This window comes from Azospirillum sp. (assembly GCF_050789165.1).
In genome coordinates, this window is the sequence record NZ_JBOZRT010000029.1 from 29,873 (window position 1) to 48,809 (window position 18,937).

General features: G+C 71.9%; 5 protein-coding genes. All 5 read right to left on the minus strand.

Annotated elements, in window-relative coordinates; all coding sequences use genetic code 11:
• Positions 1–59: 59 nt before the first annotated feature.
• The 5 genes from ACRWK7_RS05670 to ACRWK7_RS05690 all read right to left on the minus strand — a co-directional run bounded on the left by ACRWK7_RS05670 (position 60) and on the right by ACRWK7_RS05690 (position 18,768).
• The gene (locus ACRWK7_RS05670) at positions 60–2,192 is read right to left on the minus strand and encodes an HlyD family efflux transporter periplasmic adaptor subunit (RefSeq protein ID WP_431855224.1); all 2,133 of its coding nucleotides are present in this window, start codon (positions 2,190–2,192) and stop codon (positions 60–62) included.
• The gene (locus ACRWK7_RS05675) at positions 2,177–3,517 is read right to left on the minus strand and encodes an efflux RND transporter periplasmic adaptor subunit (protein WP_431855225.1); all 1,341 of its coding nucleotides are present in this window, start codon (positions 3,515–3,517) and stop codon (positions 2,177–2,179) included. Before ACRWK7_RS05675 ends, ACRWK7_RS05670 begins: the two co-directional genes overlap by 16 nt.
• Entirely contained in the window at positions 3,514–4,281 is a 768-nt protein-coding gene (locus tag ACRWK7_RS05680) for an efflux RND transporter periplasmic adaptor subunit (protein WP_431855226.1), read from the minus strand. The genes ACRWK7_RS05675 and ACRWK7_RS05680 overlap by 4 nt, the downstream gene beginning before the upstream one ends.
• Positions 4,278–5,891, minus strand: coding sequence for a TolC family protein (locus tag ACRWK7_RS05685; protein WP_431855227.1), 1,614 nt, complete (start codon positions 5,889–5,891; stop codon positions 4,278–4,280). Before ACRWK7_RS05685 ends, ACRWK7_RS05680 begins: the two co-directional genes overlap by 4 nt.
• A 73-nt stretch (positions 5,892–5,964) precedes the next feature.
• Complete coding sequence (locus tag ACRWK7_RS05690; RefSeq protein WP_431855228.1) at positions 5,965–18,768, minus strand: VCBS domain-containing protein; 12,804 nt, start codon at positions 18,766–18,768, stop codon at positions 5,965–5,967.
• Between the last annotated feature and the right edge of the window lie 169 nt (positions 18,769–18,937).

Consider the following 18,937-nt stretch of genomic DNA (forward strand, 5'->3'; position numbering starts at 1 on the left):
CGACGCTCTCGACGGGGGATTTCCTTGTCCCGCGACAACACGCAGACAGAACTACCCGCTCACCACCCGCTTTCACGGATCAGAAGCCCGTAGGCGTTGCGGCGCAGACGCTCGAGCCAGCTGGACCGCCGGCCTTCGACGACGACGGTGCCGCGGAGCGTCCGCCGGATGTCCAGCGATGCCGCGGGCGCCAGTACGATCCGGTAGACGGCCTCCGCCGGAATCAACTTCCCGTTCGCGGCTGGCCGGACGGCGACGCCGCCGCCGTGGGTGGTGGCGAGTTCCGGCGTCTCCAGTTCGGGGGCGGCAGTCACGTCGATGGACTCCAGCCGCAGGGGCAGCTCGGGACCGCCGTCGTCGGGGATGAAGCGCGCCGGCGCGCCGGGCGCGATGCGGGCGACCTCGGCCTCGGTCACAAAGCCCTCGGCAACCGTCGTGCCGTCGGCGACGAGCAGCCCCAGCGGCTCGCGCGCCGCCACCCAGGCGCCGGGGCGCAGGTGCTCCGGCAGCTCGGCGAGGCGGCCGGCGAATGGGGCGCGGACGGTCATCTCCCGCTTCTGGGCGGCCAGCGTTTCCAGCTCGGCCGCCGCGCTTTCCATCTCCTGCCAGGTGAGCGGCAGGCGCGAAGCCTGCTCGGGGTCGGCCTGCTGCGCGATGGCCAGCGTCTGCTGCAGCCGGACGCGGCGTTCCGCCTGCGCGATGCGGAACCCCAGGTCGGGCGAGTCCAGCACGAAGGCCGCGGCCTTTTCGGCGATGGTGGCGCCGGGCGCGTCGGGCATGGACGCGATGCGCCCGGGGTGCAGGGCGTAGAGCACGGCCTGCCGCTCCGCCTTCAGCACGGCGGGAGCGGTCACCTGGGTGCGCCACGGCACGAGGAACGCCGCCAGCAGCAACGACGCCGCCGCCAACGTCGTGACCGAGCGCGCGTTCCAGCGCAGGTCCCGCCGCCGCGCGGCCCAGACGCGCAGCTCCGCCACGACGGGCCGCACGATGAACCAGCCTATTTCCACCGCCATCAGGAAGACGCCCAGCAGCTTGAAGAACATCGCGTAGACCAGCAGCGCGATGCCGAGGAACAGCGAGAACCGGTACACCCAGATCGCCAGCGCGTAGCCGATCATGAAGCGGCGCCGCCCCGGCGTCGGGTGCTCCGGCGGCGGGTCACCGAAGCCGAACAGCGTCTCGCGCAGCCAGTGGCGGCCGAGCGCGAAGGCGCGATCCTGCAGGTTCGGCAGGTCCAGCGCGTCCGACAGCAGGAAATAGCCGTCGAAGCGCATCAGCGGGTTCAGGTTGATCGCCAACGTCATCACCCAGCTCGTGCTCGCCAGCAGGAAGACGCCGGTGCGCAGGCCGCCGTCGGGCAGCACGCTCCAGGCCAGCGCGGCGAACGCGGCCAGCGTCAGTTCCGCCAGCATGCCGCCGGCATCGATCAGCATGCGCCGGCGGCGCGAGGTCAGGCGCCACGCGTCGGTGGTGTCGGTCCACAGCACCGGCACCATGACCATGAACGCCATCCCCATCGCGGGCACCCGGCAGCCGGCCAGCCGCGCCGCATAGGCGTGCCCGAACTCGTGCACCACCTTGGCCACCAGCAGCGCCCCGCCGCCGAGCACGATGCCGTCGAGCGTCAGCAGGTGCAGGAAGCTGTGGGTGAAGGTGTCCCACTGCCGCCCGATCAGGTACAGCCCCAGCAGCGCCGCCAGCGCCACCACGGCCAGGAAGCCGCGCGAGAACAGACGGCGCGCCAGCGGCAGCGTCGCCGTCAGAAAGCGGTCGGGGGCGAGCAGCGGGATGCGGACGAACAGGTAATTCTTCAGCAGCCACTTCGCCGCACCCACGCGCCGCGCCTCGACCGTCCGGGCGAGGCGCCCGCTGCCGGCCGGTTCGGCCGATTGCAGCAGTTCGCAGCGCGCGGCGAAGCGCGCCACCTCCAGCACGTCCTCCTCCTGCGCGGCGATGGGCGTGGCACGGCGGACCGCCGCGGCGACGGCGGCGGCGCTGCCCAGGCCCCAGCGTTGCAGGATCTCGAACTCCAGCCAGCCGATGCGCAGGAAGCGGTTGGCGGCGGGGTCGTGCAGCGTCCAGGTCGGCGCCCCGTCGGCGCCGCGCGGCCCCGGCATCAGGCGCAGGTCCTCGCGCAGCGGCGGCAGCGGACGGGCCTCGGGAGCGGCCGCGCTTAGAACGCCAGCCATTGCCGGACCATGGCGATGGGACGGCGCAGCACCCAGAGGGCGAGGGGGGCCGTCTCCCCGTAGATCTTGGCGGTGCCCTTCAGTCCGATGCGGAGAGACTCCGGCGGGGCCTCCAGGTCGGCCTTCAGGCGGTAGGCGACGGTGCCCTCCGGCGTCGGCTGGGCGCGGTAACCGGCGGAGGTCAGACGCCCGCGGGCCGGCGCGTCGGGCGCCACGTTCAGGAAGAAGGCGACCTCGGCGTCGGGCGCGAAGGGCAGGGCGTCGCCCACGGCCAGCCGGATCTCCAGTTCCACCTCGCGTGGGTCGGCGAGCATCATGATGCGTTCGCCCTGCGCCACCGGGCGGCCGATCCAGTCGTTGGGATTCTCGAACACCGCCACCCCGGCCATCGGCGCGGCCAGCGTGGCGCGGTCGAGCAGCGTCTGCAGGTACGCGGCCTCGGCCGCCTCCTGTTCCAGCTTGCCCTGGAGGATCGCCAGGCGGCCCTTGACGCGCGGGTCGAAGACCGCCTGCTGGGCGGTCTGCTGGTACTCGGTCTGCGTCACCTCGCGCGCCTTCAACGCCACCCGGTGCTTGGCCAGGAGCTGCGCGGTGTCCAGCGTCAGCAGCGGCTGCCCGGCGGCCACCGTCTGGTTGGGCGCGACGGCGACGCTGTCGATCACCCCGTCGAAGGGGGCTCGCACCAGCACCGGCGCGCGGGGGATCACCTCCGCTGGGGCCAGCGCCGACTGCCGCACCGGCATCGCCCCCAGCCCGAGAATCAGCAGGAGCGCCGCCGCGGCGGCCCACCGCCGCCTGGCTCCGCCCTGCCCGGGCAGGCGCACCCGGCGGGCGTGGGCGAGCAGCCATGCGTGCGCGTAGGCATCGCCGACATAGGCGAGCAGGTGGGCGTCGGCTTCGCTCCACGGTTCGGCGCGGGCGAACAGCAGGCCGCCCAGCACCCGCCCTCCCGCCGCCAGCGGCAGCCAGAAGGCGTGCGGTGGCAGGTGGTCGGCCCAGCCCGAGGCGACGTCCGGCGGCAGCTCCAGCGGGTCCACAGCGCGCGGGGCCGGGGAGGCAGCGAGCGCGGCGAGCAGCCGCTTCAGCCACAGCGCGTAGGCGCCGGCGGGATCGGGCGCGGAGACGCCGGACAGCGCGGCGACGCGACCGCCGGCGCCGCCCTCCCACAAGGCCGCCTGCTGGTAGGGCAGGACCTCGGCCGTCTCGTTGACCATGACGAAGGGCAGCTCGTTCTGCGCCGCGTTGCGCGCGCGCTTCTCCAGCTGCAGCAGCGCCGACAGGCGCAGCAATTGCCGGTTCAGCTGTCCACTCGCCGCCGCGGTCATGGGACGGCGTCCGGTGGCGGGACGATGATGGCGCGCCCGCTCATGCCGGCCAGCAGCCGGTCGTCGGGCTGGCGGATTCGGGCGTAGAGCTTGATCGATTGGCTGACCGGATCGACGCGGCCGGACAGGCGCGCGACCTCGCCCTCGTAGGTGCGGCCGTTCTCGTCCACCACCACCTGGAAGCGCCGGCCGATGGTGAGCCACGCCAGCCAGCGCGACGGCACGATGGCCTCCAGCTCAAGCTCGCGGTCGTCGAGGATGTCGACCAGCGGCTGCCCCTCGCCGATGAACTGGTACTGGCGCGCCGACACCCCGGCCACCCGGCCGGCGAAGGGCGCCACCACCGCGCAGCGCGACACCAGCGCCTTCATCATGCCGACCTCGGCGCTGGCCTCGGCGACGTCGGCGTGGCCGACGCTGATCTCCTTGGCGCTGATCGAGCCGAGCTGGCGGAGCTTCTCGTTCACCTCCAGCACGCGCCGGGCCTTCTCCAGCACCGCGTTGGCGCGGGCGAGCTGGGCTTCCTGGACGGCGCAGTCGAAGCGCACGAGGACGTCGCCCTTCTTGAAGGTGTCGCCGTCCTGCACCGGCAGCTCGACGATGCGGCCGGCCATGCCGCTGGCCAGCACGGTGCTGGTGCGCGCGGTGACCTGGGCGCGGATCTCGCGCTCGGGCAGGACCAGCGGGGAGAGCGCCTGCGCGGCCGCCGGCGTGGCGAGCGCCGTCAGGGCCACGACCATGCCGGCCAGCGCGCGCGGGCTCATGAGGCCGGTCCGCCGACGATCAGGGTGGTGGCCGGCGCTGCCGCCACCGGCGCCGCGGCCTTGTCATCGGTCTTATCATCGGCCTTGGCGGCGGGCAGCTCGGTGGCCAGGGGCGGCAGCTTCCCCTTGTCCAGATCCGCCAGGGAGGCCTTCACCAGGATCCGCAGCGCGTCGAGGTTGTCGGTCTCCACCGACACCGGGACCGGGTCGAGGCCGACGGAGGTGTAGAGGTTGCCGAGCGCGCCTTGCAGGTCGGTGAACGCGCGGTCGCGGTCCAGCTCGGCGGCGACGGCGGACAGGCCGCGGCGGATGCGCTCGAACTCCGGTTCCGCCTGGGCGAGGCCGCCGTCGTTCACCGCCTTGGCGATGCGGCCCTCGACGAGCGAGATCTCCTGCGCGGTGTCGAAGGTCTCGACCGCACGGACGAACTGCTGGTAGCTGACGTTGACCTGGGTCAGCACCGCCACCGACAGCGCCATCCGCCGGGTCTTCGCCACCTCGATCTGCGTTTCGGCGGCGTTGATGGTGGCGGGGGCGCTGATCAGGTTGACCAGGTTGAAGGTGGCGCGCACGCCCGCCTCGGCCCACAGGTTGTTCACCAGGTAGGAGTTGCTGTCGAAGTTCAGCGAGCCGAGCAGCGACAGGCCCGGCAGCAGCCGGGTGATCTCCTTGTACAGGTTGTTGCGGTCGACACGCTCCTGGTAGGCCTCTTCCCGCAGTTCGGGGCGCTGCGACAGGCCCATCATTTCGAGGGTCGCCACGTCCACCGACAGGCTGCGCGGCACTTCGGGCGCGTTCGGCGGCTCCTCCACCGTGAAGGCGGTGTTCGGCGGCACGTTGATGAGCGCCGCCAGTTGCGCCTTCGCCACCGACAGCTCGGAACGCAGGCGGCGCAGCTGGCTGATCACCTGCAGCAGGTTCTTGCGGTATTCCAGCGTCTGCATGACGGGGGCCAGCGCCTCCGCCTCGATCTGGGTGTTGGCAGCCAGAGCCTTCTCCGCCTCGCGCATCAGCGGGTCGATGCGCGGCAGCAGGCGCTGCGCGGTGCCGGCCCGCCAGAACGCCGAGCGCACCTCCTTGACGATGTTGTTCACCACGCGGCGGCGCCGCTCCACCGCGATCATCGCGCGGTCGGCCTGCTGGCGCGCCTGGAAGTAGCTGACGCCGAAGTCCAGCAGGTTCCACGAGAAGGCGAGGTCCCCGGTCCGCCGGTGCTGGTCCTGCGAGGTCGAGGGCTCCAGCGACTGCCGCCGGGTGAGGATGGACAGGCTGGACGAGGCGTTCTCGTTGTTGCGCCCGGTGTAGCCGGCGCTGGCCGCCAGACGCGGCATCATGTTCAACACCGCCACGTCGAACTGCCGGTCTTGCAGCGCCGCCTCGGTCAGCGCCAGCTGGTGGTCGTAGTTGTACTTGAGCGCGCGCGCCACCGCCTCGTGCTGGGTCAGCGGACCGGTGATCGGCGGCTGGTTCGCGTACAGCGCCCCGACGTCGGCCTGGGCGCGGGCGAAGTGCTGCTCCGGCCGGATCGGATCGGGCGCCACGGCGCAGGCGCCGAGCAGCAGGAGCAATGCGGACGCGGACGTCGAACGGAGAAGGCGGAGGGCGGGCATGCGGGAAAGCTGACCTTTGAGGCAAAAGCAACTATGGCGGGAGGGCTGTGGATCGGGGTGGGACAAGTGTGGATCAGGCGGCGTCGCGCTCCACGTCGGCGGCCAGCAGCAGGGCGTCCAGCAGGGCGCGCGCTTCGGCCAGCACGCCCGGCGCCCCCGCGGCGTGGAGCTGCGCGGTGAAGCTCGTCCGGCCGGCGGGCATGCCGGCGAAGGGCTCCACGTCCATGCCGACCTCCATGTCCGCGGCCGCGCCGGCGTCGGCCCGCCGCTCGGCGGGGGCGGCCTCCGCCGCGGGTTCGGGCGCCGGCGCGCGGTTCGGGTTGCCGCTCTGCCGCTGGGCGTCGTCGACCGGCGTGTTGGTGCGGAGATCCTGGCCGACCAGAATGCGGAACTGCGCCGCCGCCTGATGGCCGCGGGTGTCCTTGGCGACGATCACGATGTCGACGTTGCCCTTCACCCCGGCCGGCGGCGTGCCGCGGAACGTCAGGTTCTGGGCGTCGAACTGGATCCAGTTGGGCAGCGGGCTGCCATCCGGGCGGACCGCCTGATAGGCCAGCTTCTCGCCGGGGTTGGTGTGGCGGAATACGGTCGGCGGCACCTGGAAGCTGGTCTGCTGCAGCGGCAGCATCACTTGGTTGCCGACCGAGCCGCTGAGGAACAGCTCGACGTTGGCCGAGGTCGTCTGGCGGAACACGGCGTCGGTTGACAGCAGGCCGCCGGCCTCGTTGCCCCGGCGGGTCAGGCTGGTCGCCGCCACCACCGCCTCGGCACCGAAGCCGGTGGTCGTGCTGCTGCCGCTCACCAGCGTGGCCGCGTCGACGAACGTGGTCAGCGGCGCGGTTGGCGCGACGCCGGCTCCGGTCGTGACGGTTCCGCCGGTGATCGTTCCGCCGGTGGCCGTGCTGCTCGTCGTCAGGCCGCCGGTGCCCCCCGGCGAGGGCCCGGTCACCACCGTGAGCAGCGGCGCCACCGGCGTCGGCGCGGTGGGGGTGGTCTGCACCGCCGTCGGGGTGGCGGTCCCCGGCGTCACCGTGGTCGGCGCGGTGACGACCGTGGGGTCGGCGGTGATGGTGAAGCGCACGTCCAGCGTCGCCGACGCGCCGGGCTGGTCGGTCGCCCGCAGGACGACCACGAAGCTGCCGGCCGTGCCCGACGGCGGCGTGCCGGCGAAGGTGAGGCTGTCGGGCGAGAAGGACAGCCAGGACGGCAGCGGCGACCCGTCGGCCAGCGTCGCGGTGAAGCGCAGGCTGTCCGCCACGTCCACGTCGGCGAAGCGGCCGCGGTCCACGGTCAGCGCCAGCGCCTGCCCGGCGCGGCCGGCCACCTCCGGCGGGGCGCCGGTGACCGTGGGGGCGTCGTTGGTGCCGGTGATGGTCAGCACCAGCGTGCGGGTGTCGGTGCCGCCGTGCCCGTCGGACACCGTGACCGTGTAGGTCTCGGTGACGGTCTGGCCGGCCGCCAGGAACTGCACCGCGGCGTTGTCCACCGTGTAGGTCCACGTCACTTGGCCGCCGGCGCCCGAGCCGGTGGTGTCGGCGGTCTTCGTAACGCTCAGCGTGCCGAGCGGCGCGCCGTTGGTGGAGGACGCGAGCGTCGCCGAAACCGTGTGCGCGTCGGTCAGGTCCACGTCGGTGAAGGCCATCGTGCCGCTGTCGCGCAGCGTCGGCGAGGACGCGTCCTCCACCACCCCGCCGGACAGGCGGGACGAGGCGGCGATGACCGGAGCGTCGTTGGTGCCGGTAATGGTCGCCGTCACGTCGCGCGCGATGGTGCCGCCCTTGCCGTCGGACAGGGTGACCGTATAGGTCTCCGTGACGGTCTCGCCGGCCGCCAGGACCTGCACGGCCGCGTTACTGGCCGTGTAGGTCCAGCGCACCGTACCGCCGCTGGTGTCCGCCGTCATGCTGCCGAGCTGGGTCCCGCGGCTCGATCCGCTGAACGTCGCCGTCACCGTGTGTGCGTCGGAGAGATCCGCGTCGGTGAAGGCCCAGGTGCCGCTGCGGCTCAGCGTCGGCGAGGAGGCGTCCTCGGTCACCGCGGCGGTGAGGTCCGGCGTGCCGGTCACCGTCGGCGTGTCGTTGACGCCGGTGATGGTCACGGTGACCGTGCGGCTGTCGGTGCCGCCGTGCCCGTCCGAGACGGTGACCGTGTAGGTCTCGGTGATGGTCTGCCCGGCGGACAGGAACTGCACCGCCGCGTTGTCGACCGTGTAGGTCCAGCCGATACGCCCGCCGGTCCCGGTGCCGGTGGTGTCCGCGCCCTTCGCTGCCGTGAGCGTGCCGAGCTGCGAACCGTACGACGACGAGGCGAACGTCGCCGTGACGGTGTGCGCGTCGGTGAGGTCCACGTCGGTGAAGGCCATCGTGCCGCTGTCGCTCAGCGTCCCGCCCGTGTCCTCCGCCACCGCGCCGGTCAGCTTCGGCGTCCCGCCGATCGCCGGGGCGTCGTTGGTGCCGGTGATGGTGATGGTCAGCGTGCTGCTGGCGGTGCCGCCGCTGCTGTCGGTGTTGGTGTAGGCGAAGGTCTCGGTCAGCGTCTCGCCGACGGCGAGCGCCTGCACGGCGGGCAGGGTGCTGTCGAGGCTGTAGCTCCAGCCGCCGGTGCCGCTCAGCGTCAGGCTGCCGTAGCCGCCGGCGAGGGGCTGGCCGACCGTTCCCGCCGTGCCGCCGAAGGACACGGCGGTCACTGTGTGGGTGTTCGAGGTGTCGACATCGGTGTCGTTGGCCAGCACGGTGCCGGTGGCGGCGGCCGCCGCGTCCTCGGCGATGGTGCCGGTGTCGGCGACCGCGACGGGGGCGTCGTTGGCGCCGGTGATGGTCACCACCAGGGTCGCCGTGGCGGTGGCGCCGTGCTCGTCGGCGATGGTGTAGGTGAAGGTCTCGGTCAGCGTCTCGCCGACGGCGAGCGCCTGCACGGCGGCGTTGGCGTTGTCGATGCTGTAGCTCCAGGCGCCGGTGCTGCCCAGCGTCAGGCTGCCGTAACCGCCGGTGAGCGCGGTGCCGACCGTTCCCGCCGTGCCGCCGAAGGCGATCCCGGTCACGCTGCGGGTGGCGCCGGTGTCGACGTCGGTGTCGTTGGTCAGCACGTTGCCGGTGGCGGCGACCGCTGCGTCCTCGGCGATGCTGCCGGTGTCGCCGGTGGCGACCGGCGCGTCGTTCGCGCCGGTGATGGTGATGGTTAGCGTGTTGGACGAGGTGGCGCCGCTGCTGTCGGTGTTGGTGTAGGTGAAGGTCTCCGTCACCGTGGCGCCGGCCGCCAGCGCCTGCACGGCGGCGTTGGCGTTGTCGATGCTGTAGCTCCAGGCGCCGCTGCTGCTCAGCGTCAGGCTGCCGTAGGCGCCGTTGACCGGCTGGCCGACGGTGCCCGGCGTGCCGCCAAAGGATACCGCCGTGACCGTGTGGGTGTCGCTGGTGTCGGTGTCGGTGTCGTTGGTCAGCACGTTGCCGGTGGCCGCGGTGGTCGCGTCCTCGACGGTGCTGCCGGTGTCGGCCACCGCGACCGGGTCGGCGTTGGTGCCGCGGATGGTGATGGTCAGCGTCGCCGTGGCGGTTCCGCCGTTGTTGTCGGCGTTGGTGTAGGTGAAGACCTCGGACAGCGTCTCCCCGTCGGCGATGGCCTGCACCGCGGCGTTGGCGGTGTCGACCGCATAGCTCCAGGTGCCGTTGGCGTTCAGCGTCAGGGTGCCGTAGCTGCCGGTGAGCGGCTGGCCGACGGTGCCCGGTGCGCCGCCGAAGGACACCGCCGTGACCGTGTGGGTGTCGTGCGTGTCGACGTCGGTGTCGTTGGTCAGCACGGTACCGGTGGCGGGTGCGGTCGTGGTGGCGCTGATGGTGCCGGTGTCGTCGTTCGCGACAGGGGCGTCGTTCACGCCGTGGATGGTCACGGTGACCGTCGCCGTGGACACCGCGCCGGCCGTGTCGCGCATTTGGTAAGAGACGCTGTCGGTCAGCGACTCGCCCACCGCCAGCGCCTGGACGGCGGCGAGGCTGTTGTTCACCGCGTAGGACACGGTGCCGTCGGCGGCGATGGTGAAGCTGCCGTAGCCGCTGTTGCCGGTGACCGCCGTGCCGACGTTCCCGGCGCTGCCCTTCACCTGCGACACGGTCTTGGTGTCGGCGCTGTCCACGTCGGTGTCGTTGGCCAGCACGGCGCCGGTCGCCGCGGCGCCGTCCTCGTTGACGTCGAGGGTGTCGGCCACGGCCACGGGCGTGTCGTTCACGCCGGTGATCGTGATGGTCAGCGTGCTGGTGGAGGTGGCGCCGCTGCTGTCGCGGTTGGTGTAGGTGAAGGTTTCGGTCAGCGTGTCGCCGCTGGTGCGCAGCGCCTGCACCGCGGCCTTCGTGTTGTCGATGCTGTAGCTCCACGCGCCGGTGCTGTTCAGCGTCAGCGTTCCGTAGGCGCCGTTCAACGCCGAGCCCACCGTGCCCGGCGTGGCGCCGAACGACACGGCGGTGACGCTGTGGGTGTTCGTGGTGTCGACGTCGGTGTCGTTGGCCAGCAGGTTGCCGGTGCTGGCGGTCGCCGCGTCCTCGGCGATGGTGCCGGTATCGGCGACCGCGACGGGGGCGTCGTTGACGCCGGTGATGGTGACGGTCAGCGTCGCCGTGGCGGTGGCGCCGTGCTCGTCGGCGACGGTGTACCCGAAGGTCTCCGTCAGCGTCTCGCCGGCCGCCAGCGCCTGGACGGCGGCCTTGGCGTTGTCGATGGCGTAGCTCCAGGTGCCGTCGGCGTTCAGCGTCAGTGAACCGTAGGCGGCGGTGAGCGGTTCCCCCACCGTGCCGCCGGTGCCGCCCAGCGAGACCGCGGTCACGCTGCGGGTGGCGCCGGTGTCGACGTCGCTGTCGTTGGTCAGCACGTTGCCGGTGGCGGCGGTCGCCGCGTCCTCGGCGACGCTGCCGGTGTCGTTGGCGGCGACCGGCGCGTCGTTGGCGCCGGTGATGGTCACCGTGACGGTCGCGGTGGAGGTGCCGCCCGCGGCGTCGCTCGTCTGGTAGGTCACCGTGTCGGTGACCGTCTGGCCCTGCGCCAGGGCCTGGACGGCCGGCTTGCTGTTGTCGATGGTGTAGGTGACCGCGCCGTTGGAGCCGATCACGAAGCTGCCGTAGCCGTTCGCCCCGGCGACGGTGGCGCCGACCTTCCCGGGGGCGCCGTTGACCTGCGTCACCGTTTTGGTGTCGCCGCTGTCCTTGTCGGTGTCGTTGGTCAGCACGTTGCCGGACACCGCGCCGCCGTCCTCCACCGCGTTCAGCGAATCCGCCACCGCCACCGGCGCGTCGTTGACGCCGGTGATGGTGATGGTGATGGTCGCGGTGTCGGTCAGCGCGCCGTCCGACAGGGTGTAGGTGAAGGTCTCGGTCAGCGTGTCCGTGCTGGTGCGCAGCGCCTGCACCGCCGGGTTGCCGGTGTTCAGCGCGTAGCTGTAGGTGCCGTCGCCGTTCAGCGTCAGCGAGCCGTAGGCCCCGGCCAATGCCGAACCCACCGTGCCGCCCGTCGCGCCGAAGGTGACCGCGGTGACCGTCAGCGAACTGGTCTGGGTGTCGGGGTCGGTGTCGTTGCTGCGGGCGTTGCCGCTGACGCTGGCGGTGTCCTCGGTCAGCGTGTTCGTGTCGTCGACGGCGTTGGGCGGGTCGTTGACGGGCGTGAACTGGATGGTGCCGTCGATGGTCGTGGCCGACGCCAGCGACGACGGGCCGCCGGCCAGCCCGTTGTTGTTGCCGTCGGTGAAGCTGATGCGGTAGGTGCGGTCGAGGTCGGTGCCGTAGACCGTCGGGTTGTCGCTGGTGGAACGGTACTGGATCGCCTCCAGCACCTGCTGGATGGTGGCCTCCGTGGCGCTGGCGCCCAGCGTGATGACCAGCGCCTGCGCGTTGCCGCCGCTGACCGAGGCGACGACGCTGGCCGGGAAGCTGCTGCCCAGCTCCAGCACGTCGCCGGTGCGGTAGGGATTGGTGGCCTCGGTGAAGGACACGGTGATGGTGCCGCCGCCGAAGCTGGCGGTGGCGAAGTCGATGTCCGACACGCCCGCGGTGCCGGCGGTGATCAGCTTCACCGCGGCGGTGCCGGAGCCGGTGCCGGCGTTCTCGGCCACCGTCGGGCTGGCTGCGGTGCCGGACAGCACCGGCGCGTCGTTGCGCGCGCTGACCGAGGTTCCGATGGTCGTGGTCGCCGACCAGGTGCCGGTGTCGTCCGCGGCCGTGGCGCTGATGTCGCTGCCGGCGCTGAAGGTCACCGCGCTGTCGGCATAGCGCACGGTGAGCGCGCCCGGCGTCCCGTTGAAGTCCGCCACCGGCACGAAGCGCAGGCTGGCCGAGGTGGGCAGAAGGATCGCGCTGCCGTCGGCCGGCGTGCCGATCGCCACCCAGCCGGAACCGGCGTCGTAGTACCAGGTGCCCTCGGTCGCGGCGTTCGCGGCGTTGCCGACGACGGCGATGCCGCCGACCGGGGTGGAGGCGTTGGTGCCGCCGGCGATTCCGCTCTGGTTGTCGCGGGTGTCGCCGTACTTCCCGGCGACGAGGCTGGCGACGGTGGCGCCGGTGATCGAGGCGGCGGCGGTGTCCTCGGCCACCGCGGCCAGCGTGGCCGCGGCGGCGGTGGGCCGGTCGTTGACGTTGGCGACGGTGGCGGTGATCGTCACGCTGCCGCTCGACCACGCGCCGGTGGTCCCGGTGCCGCCGTCGGCCGAGAGGTCCTTGAGCTGCCCGGCTGCGGCGCTGGCGCTGTCGGTGATGGTGGCGCTGCCATCGGCGAGGCGCACGGTGAGCGAGCCCGGCGTGCCGTGGAAGTCGGCGGCCGGCACGAAGCGGATGGTGCGGTCGGCGGAAACGACCAGCGCGGCGCTGGCCGACAGGCCCGAGGTCGGCACGTTGATCCAGCCGCCCGACCCGTCCGACACCTGCCAGGTGCCCTGGGCCGCGGTGTAGCCGGTGCTGCCGACGATGGCGACGTGGGCGAGCGGCGTCGCCGTGCTGTCGCCGCCCTGGGTGGTCTGGTTGTCGGTCGCGTCCGAGTATTTGCCGCCGAGCAGCGTCGCCAGATCGGTGCCGGCCGGCGTGGTGTCCTCGGTGACGGTGCCGACGCTGACCGAGCCCGCCGCGGCCGGGCGGTCGTTGACCGGGCTGACGGTGATCGCCTTGGTGACCTGGAGCGCCGGCAGGATCCCGTCCGAGGCGTTGGCGGTGATGGTCGCGGTGCCGTGGAAGTCCGCGGTCGGCGTGAACTTCAGGCCATCCAGCGCGTCGTTGACCTGCTGCTTGGTGCCGGTGATGGTCAGCGTCGCGGTGCCGCCGCCGGTCACCGTGGCGCCGTCGTTGGCGACGAGACTCAGGGTGCCGTGGTCCACGCTCAGCGTCACGCTCATGCCGCCGGCGCCGAAGTCGTCGGTGTCGGCCAGGACGAAGACCTTGCCGGCCCCGGTCAGCGTGATCGACGTGTCCTCGTTCACCGGGTCGATGGCGCCGGGCGCGGTCAGGGTGGGGGCGTCATCGGCGTTGGAGACGTTGAGGTCGACGCTGACGCTCGCCGTCTGCGCGGCGCCGACGCCGCCGGCCAGCGCCGTTCCGCCGTCCGCCGCGTCGTCGATGGTGACGGTCAGCCGCACGGTGGCGTCGAGGTCGTAGTTGCTCGGCGTGTAGGTCATGCCGTCCAGCGCCGCGTTCACCTGCGCCAGCGTGCCGGTCAGCGTGACGCTGCCCTGCCCGGTGGTGCCGCCGATCAGGGTCAGCACGCCCGTGGAATCGCCGGTGAGCGACACGGTCACCGTCACCGTGTCCTGGAACCGGGTGGCGCCGCCGTCCTTGCCGTCGCCGACGCTGATCAGGTTGCCGGTGGCGGCGCTGAAGACGTAGGGCGTGGTCTGGTTGACGACCTGCGTCTCCGCCCCGGCGCTGGTCGCCGTCGGCGTGTCGTTCACCGGGTTGACGGTGATGGCGTAGGTGCCGCTGACGTCTGAGGCGCCGCCCAGGCCGTAGGCGCCGGTCTTGGCGGCGACGGTGACCGACAGCGTGTCGGTGCCGTTGTAGTCCGCCGTCGCGGCGTAGGTCATGGTCAGCAGCGCCGCGTTCACCTGCGCCAGCGTGCCGCGCAGCGTCAGGCCGCCGGTGCCGTTGCCGGTCACCGTGGCGCCGTTGGCGGCGCCGATGGACAACGTGCCGTGCTGCACGCCGAGCGTCACCGTGCCGGCCGCGTCGCTGACGCTGAAGCCGTCGGCATCGCTGATCTGCAGCGCGAAGCTGTTGCCGTTGGCGTTCTTGAACGCCAGCGTCGCGTCCTCGTTGACCGTCAGCGCGGTCGGCCCGCCGAGGGTCGGGTCGTCCTGGGTGTAGGACGCATAGAGCCGCACCGTCTTGACGGCGGTGTTGTTGGCGGCGTCGAGCGGGTTGCCGTTCTCGTTGGTCAGGCCGCCGTTGGCGCCGCCGTTGGTGCGGTCGTCGGCGGTGATGACCAGGTCGACCACCGCGTTGGCGTCGTGGCCGATCTGGTAGCTCAGCGTCGCCAGCGCGGCGTTGAGGTCGGCCAGCGTGCCCTCGACCACCAGACGTCCGGAGGTGCCGTTGGTGCCCGAGACGACGGTCAGGCCGGTGGTGGTGCCGAGCGTCAGGGCGCCGTCGGCGTAGGTGGTGCCGTTGACCTGGGCGTCGAGCGTGACGCGCAGAATGTCGGTCTCGCCGGCCGCGGTGTCCACCGACACGAGGTCGCCGTCGGCCAGCGTGATGGTGTTGGCGCCGGTGAAGGTCATCGGCGCCGCGCTGTCGAGGATGCGGTAGGTCGGCAGCGTGCCGATGGTCGGCGCCTCGTTGCGCGGCAGCACCTTGATGCTGAAGGTGCCCAACACGGAGGTGCCGCCGCCGTCGCTCACCAGGAAGGAGAAGCTGTCGGTGAACACCTCGCCGCCGTTGTGCTCGTAGGTGATCAGGCCGGCGTCCAGGTCCTCCTGGGTGAAGACGCTGAGGCGGCCGAGCGCCACGCCGTCGCGCTTCAGGGTGCCGTTGTCCACCGCGTCGATGATGAGGTACTGGCGCTGCAGCGTGGTGTTGTCGGGATCGGTGTAGAGCAACGTTGCCTTGCCGGTGCCCGCGAAGGCCGTGCCGGAGCCCGACAGCGGGTCGCCGTTGCCGTCCACGCCGCCGATCACCCCCGTGCCGCCCTCCACCACCTGCAGGCCGGTGTTGGTCTGCGCGGCCGGCGGGTCGTTGAAGCGGGCGATCGACAGGTTGACCACCCGGTCGGCGCCGACGCTGTTCGGCTGCCCGCGCCCGTCGTCCGGGCGGATGGTGAAGCTGTCGGAGAAGACCTCGTCGCCGTTGTGGACGTAGCGGAAGGAGCCGGCCGCCAGCTCGGCGCGCGTGATGAAGGTGACGCCCGCCACCACTGCCTGCCACGACCCGCTGCGGAACACCTGGAGCACGCCGCCGGCCGGGCCGGTCACCACGGTGAAGCCGATCTGGGTGTCGGTGGACTGGTGCGCGACGTCGCCGGTCTTGTCGCCGCTGCCGTCCACGTCGCCCAGCGTGATCTGCACGCGGCCGCCGGTGTTGAAGACGTAGTAGCCGTTGTCCGGCGAGGTGTCCGAGAGGTTGGCGAGGTTGCGCTCGACCAGTTGTGCCGTGCCGCTGGTGGTCGCGGTCGGGGTGTCGTTCACCGGGGTAACGTCGATGTTGACCGTCTGCACCGCGGTGACGTTGGCGCCGTCCGACACCGTGAAGCTGAAGGACTGGAGGAAGTCCTCGCCGCCGTCGTGGCTGAAGCGCACCTTGCCGGCGTTCACGTCGGCCTGGGTGAAGGAGCTGTAGATGTTCAGCGTGCGCCAGTTCTCGGTGTCCGTCGCCGGGTCGCCCGATCCGGTGTAGAGCTGGATGGCGCCGCCCGTCGGCAGCGAGGTGAGCCGGTAGACGAGCTGCGCGTCCGCCGTGTCCGGGTCGGTGGTCAGCAGTTGCGGCTGGCCGGCGGCGTCGCGGGTGAAGCGGATGACGCCGCCTTCCTCCACGTGCACCGTGCCGATATCGACCACGGTGACGCCGGTCGGCGCCAGGTTGGTGATGAAGGTCAGCGGGTCGATGGGGCCGCCCTCGCCGCCCGGCGGGCTGCCGTTCACCGTGACCGAGAGGTCGAGCGTGAAGGTCAGGTAGGCGGTGTCGGCGGCGTCGCGTGCGCCGCCGTCGCGCGGGTCGACCACCTGCCGCACCGTCGAGAAGGCGGTGATCTCGCTATCGCGGATCTGGAAGCGGAGCTGGTCGGCGTGCGTCCCGTCCGCGCTGGTCCGCACGTAGTAGCGGACGCTGCCGGCGATCACCTCGGCCAGCGTGAAGTTGGCGCCGGCACCCAGGTTGCGCCACGTCCCGCCGCGCAGCACCTGGACCGTGCCGACGCCGCCGTCGGGCGCCGACAGGATGTTGAAGGAGATGTTGGTGTTGCCGGAGTCCGTGTCCGTGACGTTCAGGATGCTGGTGTCCAGCGCGATCACCCGGGCTTCCTGGGTGTCGACCGTGCGGGCGATGGTCAGCCCGGTGCCGCCGTTGTCAGGGAAGGTGGTGAGGACGGGGTCGTCGTTGTTCTCCTGGACGCTGATCGAGAAGGTGGTGCTGCCGGTCAGTGTGGCGACGGGCGTGGTGCCGCCGCCGTCGTCCGTCACCGTGACGGTGAAGCGCGGCGCGATGGCGGACGGTTCTGCGCCGTCTACGTCGTAGCGCAGGCGCAGCCCGCTCAGCGCGCCTGTGTAGGTGCTGCCCTCCGTCACCTCCTCGCCGGCGTCGTAGCGGTTGTTGCCGTCGAGGTCGCGGTAGAGCACGCCGGCGCCCGGCTGAACGTTGGTGAACGCCACCGCCCAGGTTCCGGAGGTCTGGTCCGGGTCGGCGACGCTCAGCGTCAGGCCGACGTTCTTGCGCCCTTCGTAGGCGGTGCCGTCGAGCGTCATGGTCGGCGCCGGAGCCTGGTTGACGGCGCGGATGGCGATGTCGATCCGCGTCGCGTCGACCGTGCCGCCGGCGCCATCGTCCACCGTGACCTTGAAGGAGTCCGCGGTGCCGCCGGCGGCCGTGGTCTGGTAGCCGGTGTGACGGTAGGTGATCTTCTCGTCGATGACGTCCTGCAGCGAGAAGATGGAGCCGACCACCAGCCGGTCGTTGCCGAAGCGCAGCACGCCCTTCGCCGGATCGGGCAGCTCCGTCAGCTTGAACATGATCTGGCGCGCGTACTGCGGGTTGCTGTTGAGCAGGCCGCCCATGTCCGGGTCGTAGAGGCCGAACGCGCTGGTGGTCAGCTTGACGGTGTTGCCGGCGCCCTCGTCGATGAACACGGTGTAGGGCGACAGGGTGGGGGCGTCGTTCACCGGCAGCACGTTGATCGTTGCCGTCTGCCGGCTGGCGCTGAACGCCGTGCCGCCGCCGGTCGCGCCGGGCAGTGTCAGGTCGACGGTGGCGCCGGCCGAATCGCTGGTGCGGTCCCACGCCCGGAATTGCAGCGTGGCGGTGCCGTTGAAGTTGCTTCCCGGGATGAAGCGGATGGACGTGCCGGCGTCGGCCTGCAGCAGCAGGGCGCTGGAATCGCTGCGGCTGCCGACGTCGTTCCAGGTCGAACCATCCGACGAATACTGCCAGGTGCCCTGGTAGAAGGTCGTGCCGACGATGGCGATGCCGCGGAGCGCACCGCTGTCCACGTCACCATAGCCCGCCTGGTCGAGCAGCGCCGACACCAGCGTCCCGCCGGTGGCTCCGCTGTCCTCGGTCACCGGGCTGAAGATGGTGTTCTTGGTGAGCGTCGGCGCGTCGTTGACCGCCGCCACCGTGATGGTCAGATCCTGGGTCGTGGTGGTGGTGCCGTCGCTGGCCTGCACCCGCAGCAGGTCGCCCGCGTTGCTGTTGGTGTTGGGTGTGTAGGTCAGGCCGGCGAGGACGGCGTTGATCGCATCCTGGTCGGTGCCGCTGACCGTCAGGGTCTTGCCGCCGTTGCTCAGCGTGCCGCCGGTCGCCGCCAGGGTGCCGTTGCTGACGTTGACCGTCACCGTCAGGGTGTCGGTGGCATCGGCGTCCGATACGCTGATGCCGGTGATGGCGAGCGTGGTGTCCTCGGTCGCCGCCAGCGGGTCGGTCGGCGCGGTGATGGACGGCGCGGCGAGCAGCCCGTCCCACTGCGCGCGGGCGTCGTCGGAGATGACCGCCGACGCCTCGATGCCGCCGGTCCGGTATTCCAGGATCCAGTCGCCGCCGTGCCCGGCACCGCCGGTCGCATCGTCCGAGGCGGCGACGTCGGCGCCGGTCAGGACGGCGAGCGTGTCGGCGAACGCCTTGCCGCGCTGGGTCTCCGCCACCTCGCAGCCGTACAGCAGGATGTCGGCGTCGTCGGCCATCGCGTCGCGCCAGCCCGCCACGTCCTCCGCACGGGCGCTCAACGTCACGGCGTTCAGCGTGCTGCCGCCCAGCGTCACCGACCCGTCGGAGCCGTGCGACAGCACGTGGATGGCCTCGATCCCGGTGCGTCCGGCGAGCGTCTCGCTGATCTGTTCGATGCCGTCGCGCGTGGGGTCGAGCACCACGACCGCAACCCCCGCCGGCACCCCGGACAGCAGCGTCTGCAGCCCCTCGATCCGGGAATCGGCGAAAACGATCTCCTGCACCGGCGCCGCCGGGGGAGCGATTGCCCGGCCGTCGGCGGGGATCGGCGCCGCCGCGGCCGCGGGGTCGGCGTGCGGGGCGTCCACAGGCGCGGGCGCCGCCGCGGCGCCGGAAGCGTCGTCGTGGGACGCGGCGCCGTGCGCTGGCGCGTCGTGCGCAGCGGTGTCCTTGGACTGGTCGATGACGTCGGCCGCCGTGTGGGAAGCCGTGGCCACCGCAGCGCCATCGAACACGAGCCGCGGCTCCAGGATGACCTTCAACGAATTGCGCACGCTTGGCACCCGCAGCATTTGAGCCTGGAGACAATAAATCGCTAATAGACCCGTCCCGCCCACAAACTCTGCTTCAGGTCAGCCTGAGCATTGTCCGCGGACTGCAAGACAGGCTTGCGCATGGGATTGGGGTGCTGAATCAATAGGGAAGAGGATTGCATCCGCAGGC

Coding starts and splice junctions, on each gene's coding strand:
- ACRWK7_RS05670 (WP_431855224.1), bottom strand. CDS start 2,192: ATGGCTGGCGTTCTAAGCGCGGCCGCTCCCGAGGCCCGTCCGCTGCCG.
- ACRWK7_RS05675 (WP_431855225.1), bottom strand. CDS start 3,517: ATGACCGCGGCGGCGAGTGGACAGCTGAACCGGCAATTGCTGCGCCTG.
- ACRWK7_RS05680 (WP_431855226.1), bottom strand. CDS start 4,281: ATGAGCCCGCGCGCGCTGGCCGGCATGGTCGTGGCCCTGACGGCGCTC.
- ACRWK7_RS05685 (WP_431855227.1), bottom strand. CDS start 5,891: ATGCCCGCCCTCCGCCTTCTCCGTTCGACGTCCGCGTCCGCATTGCTC.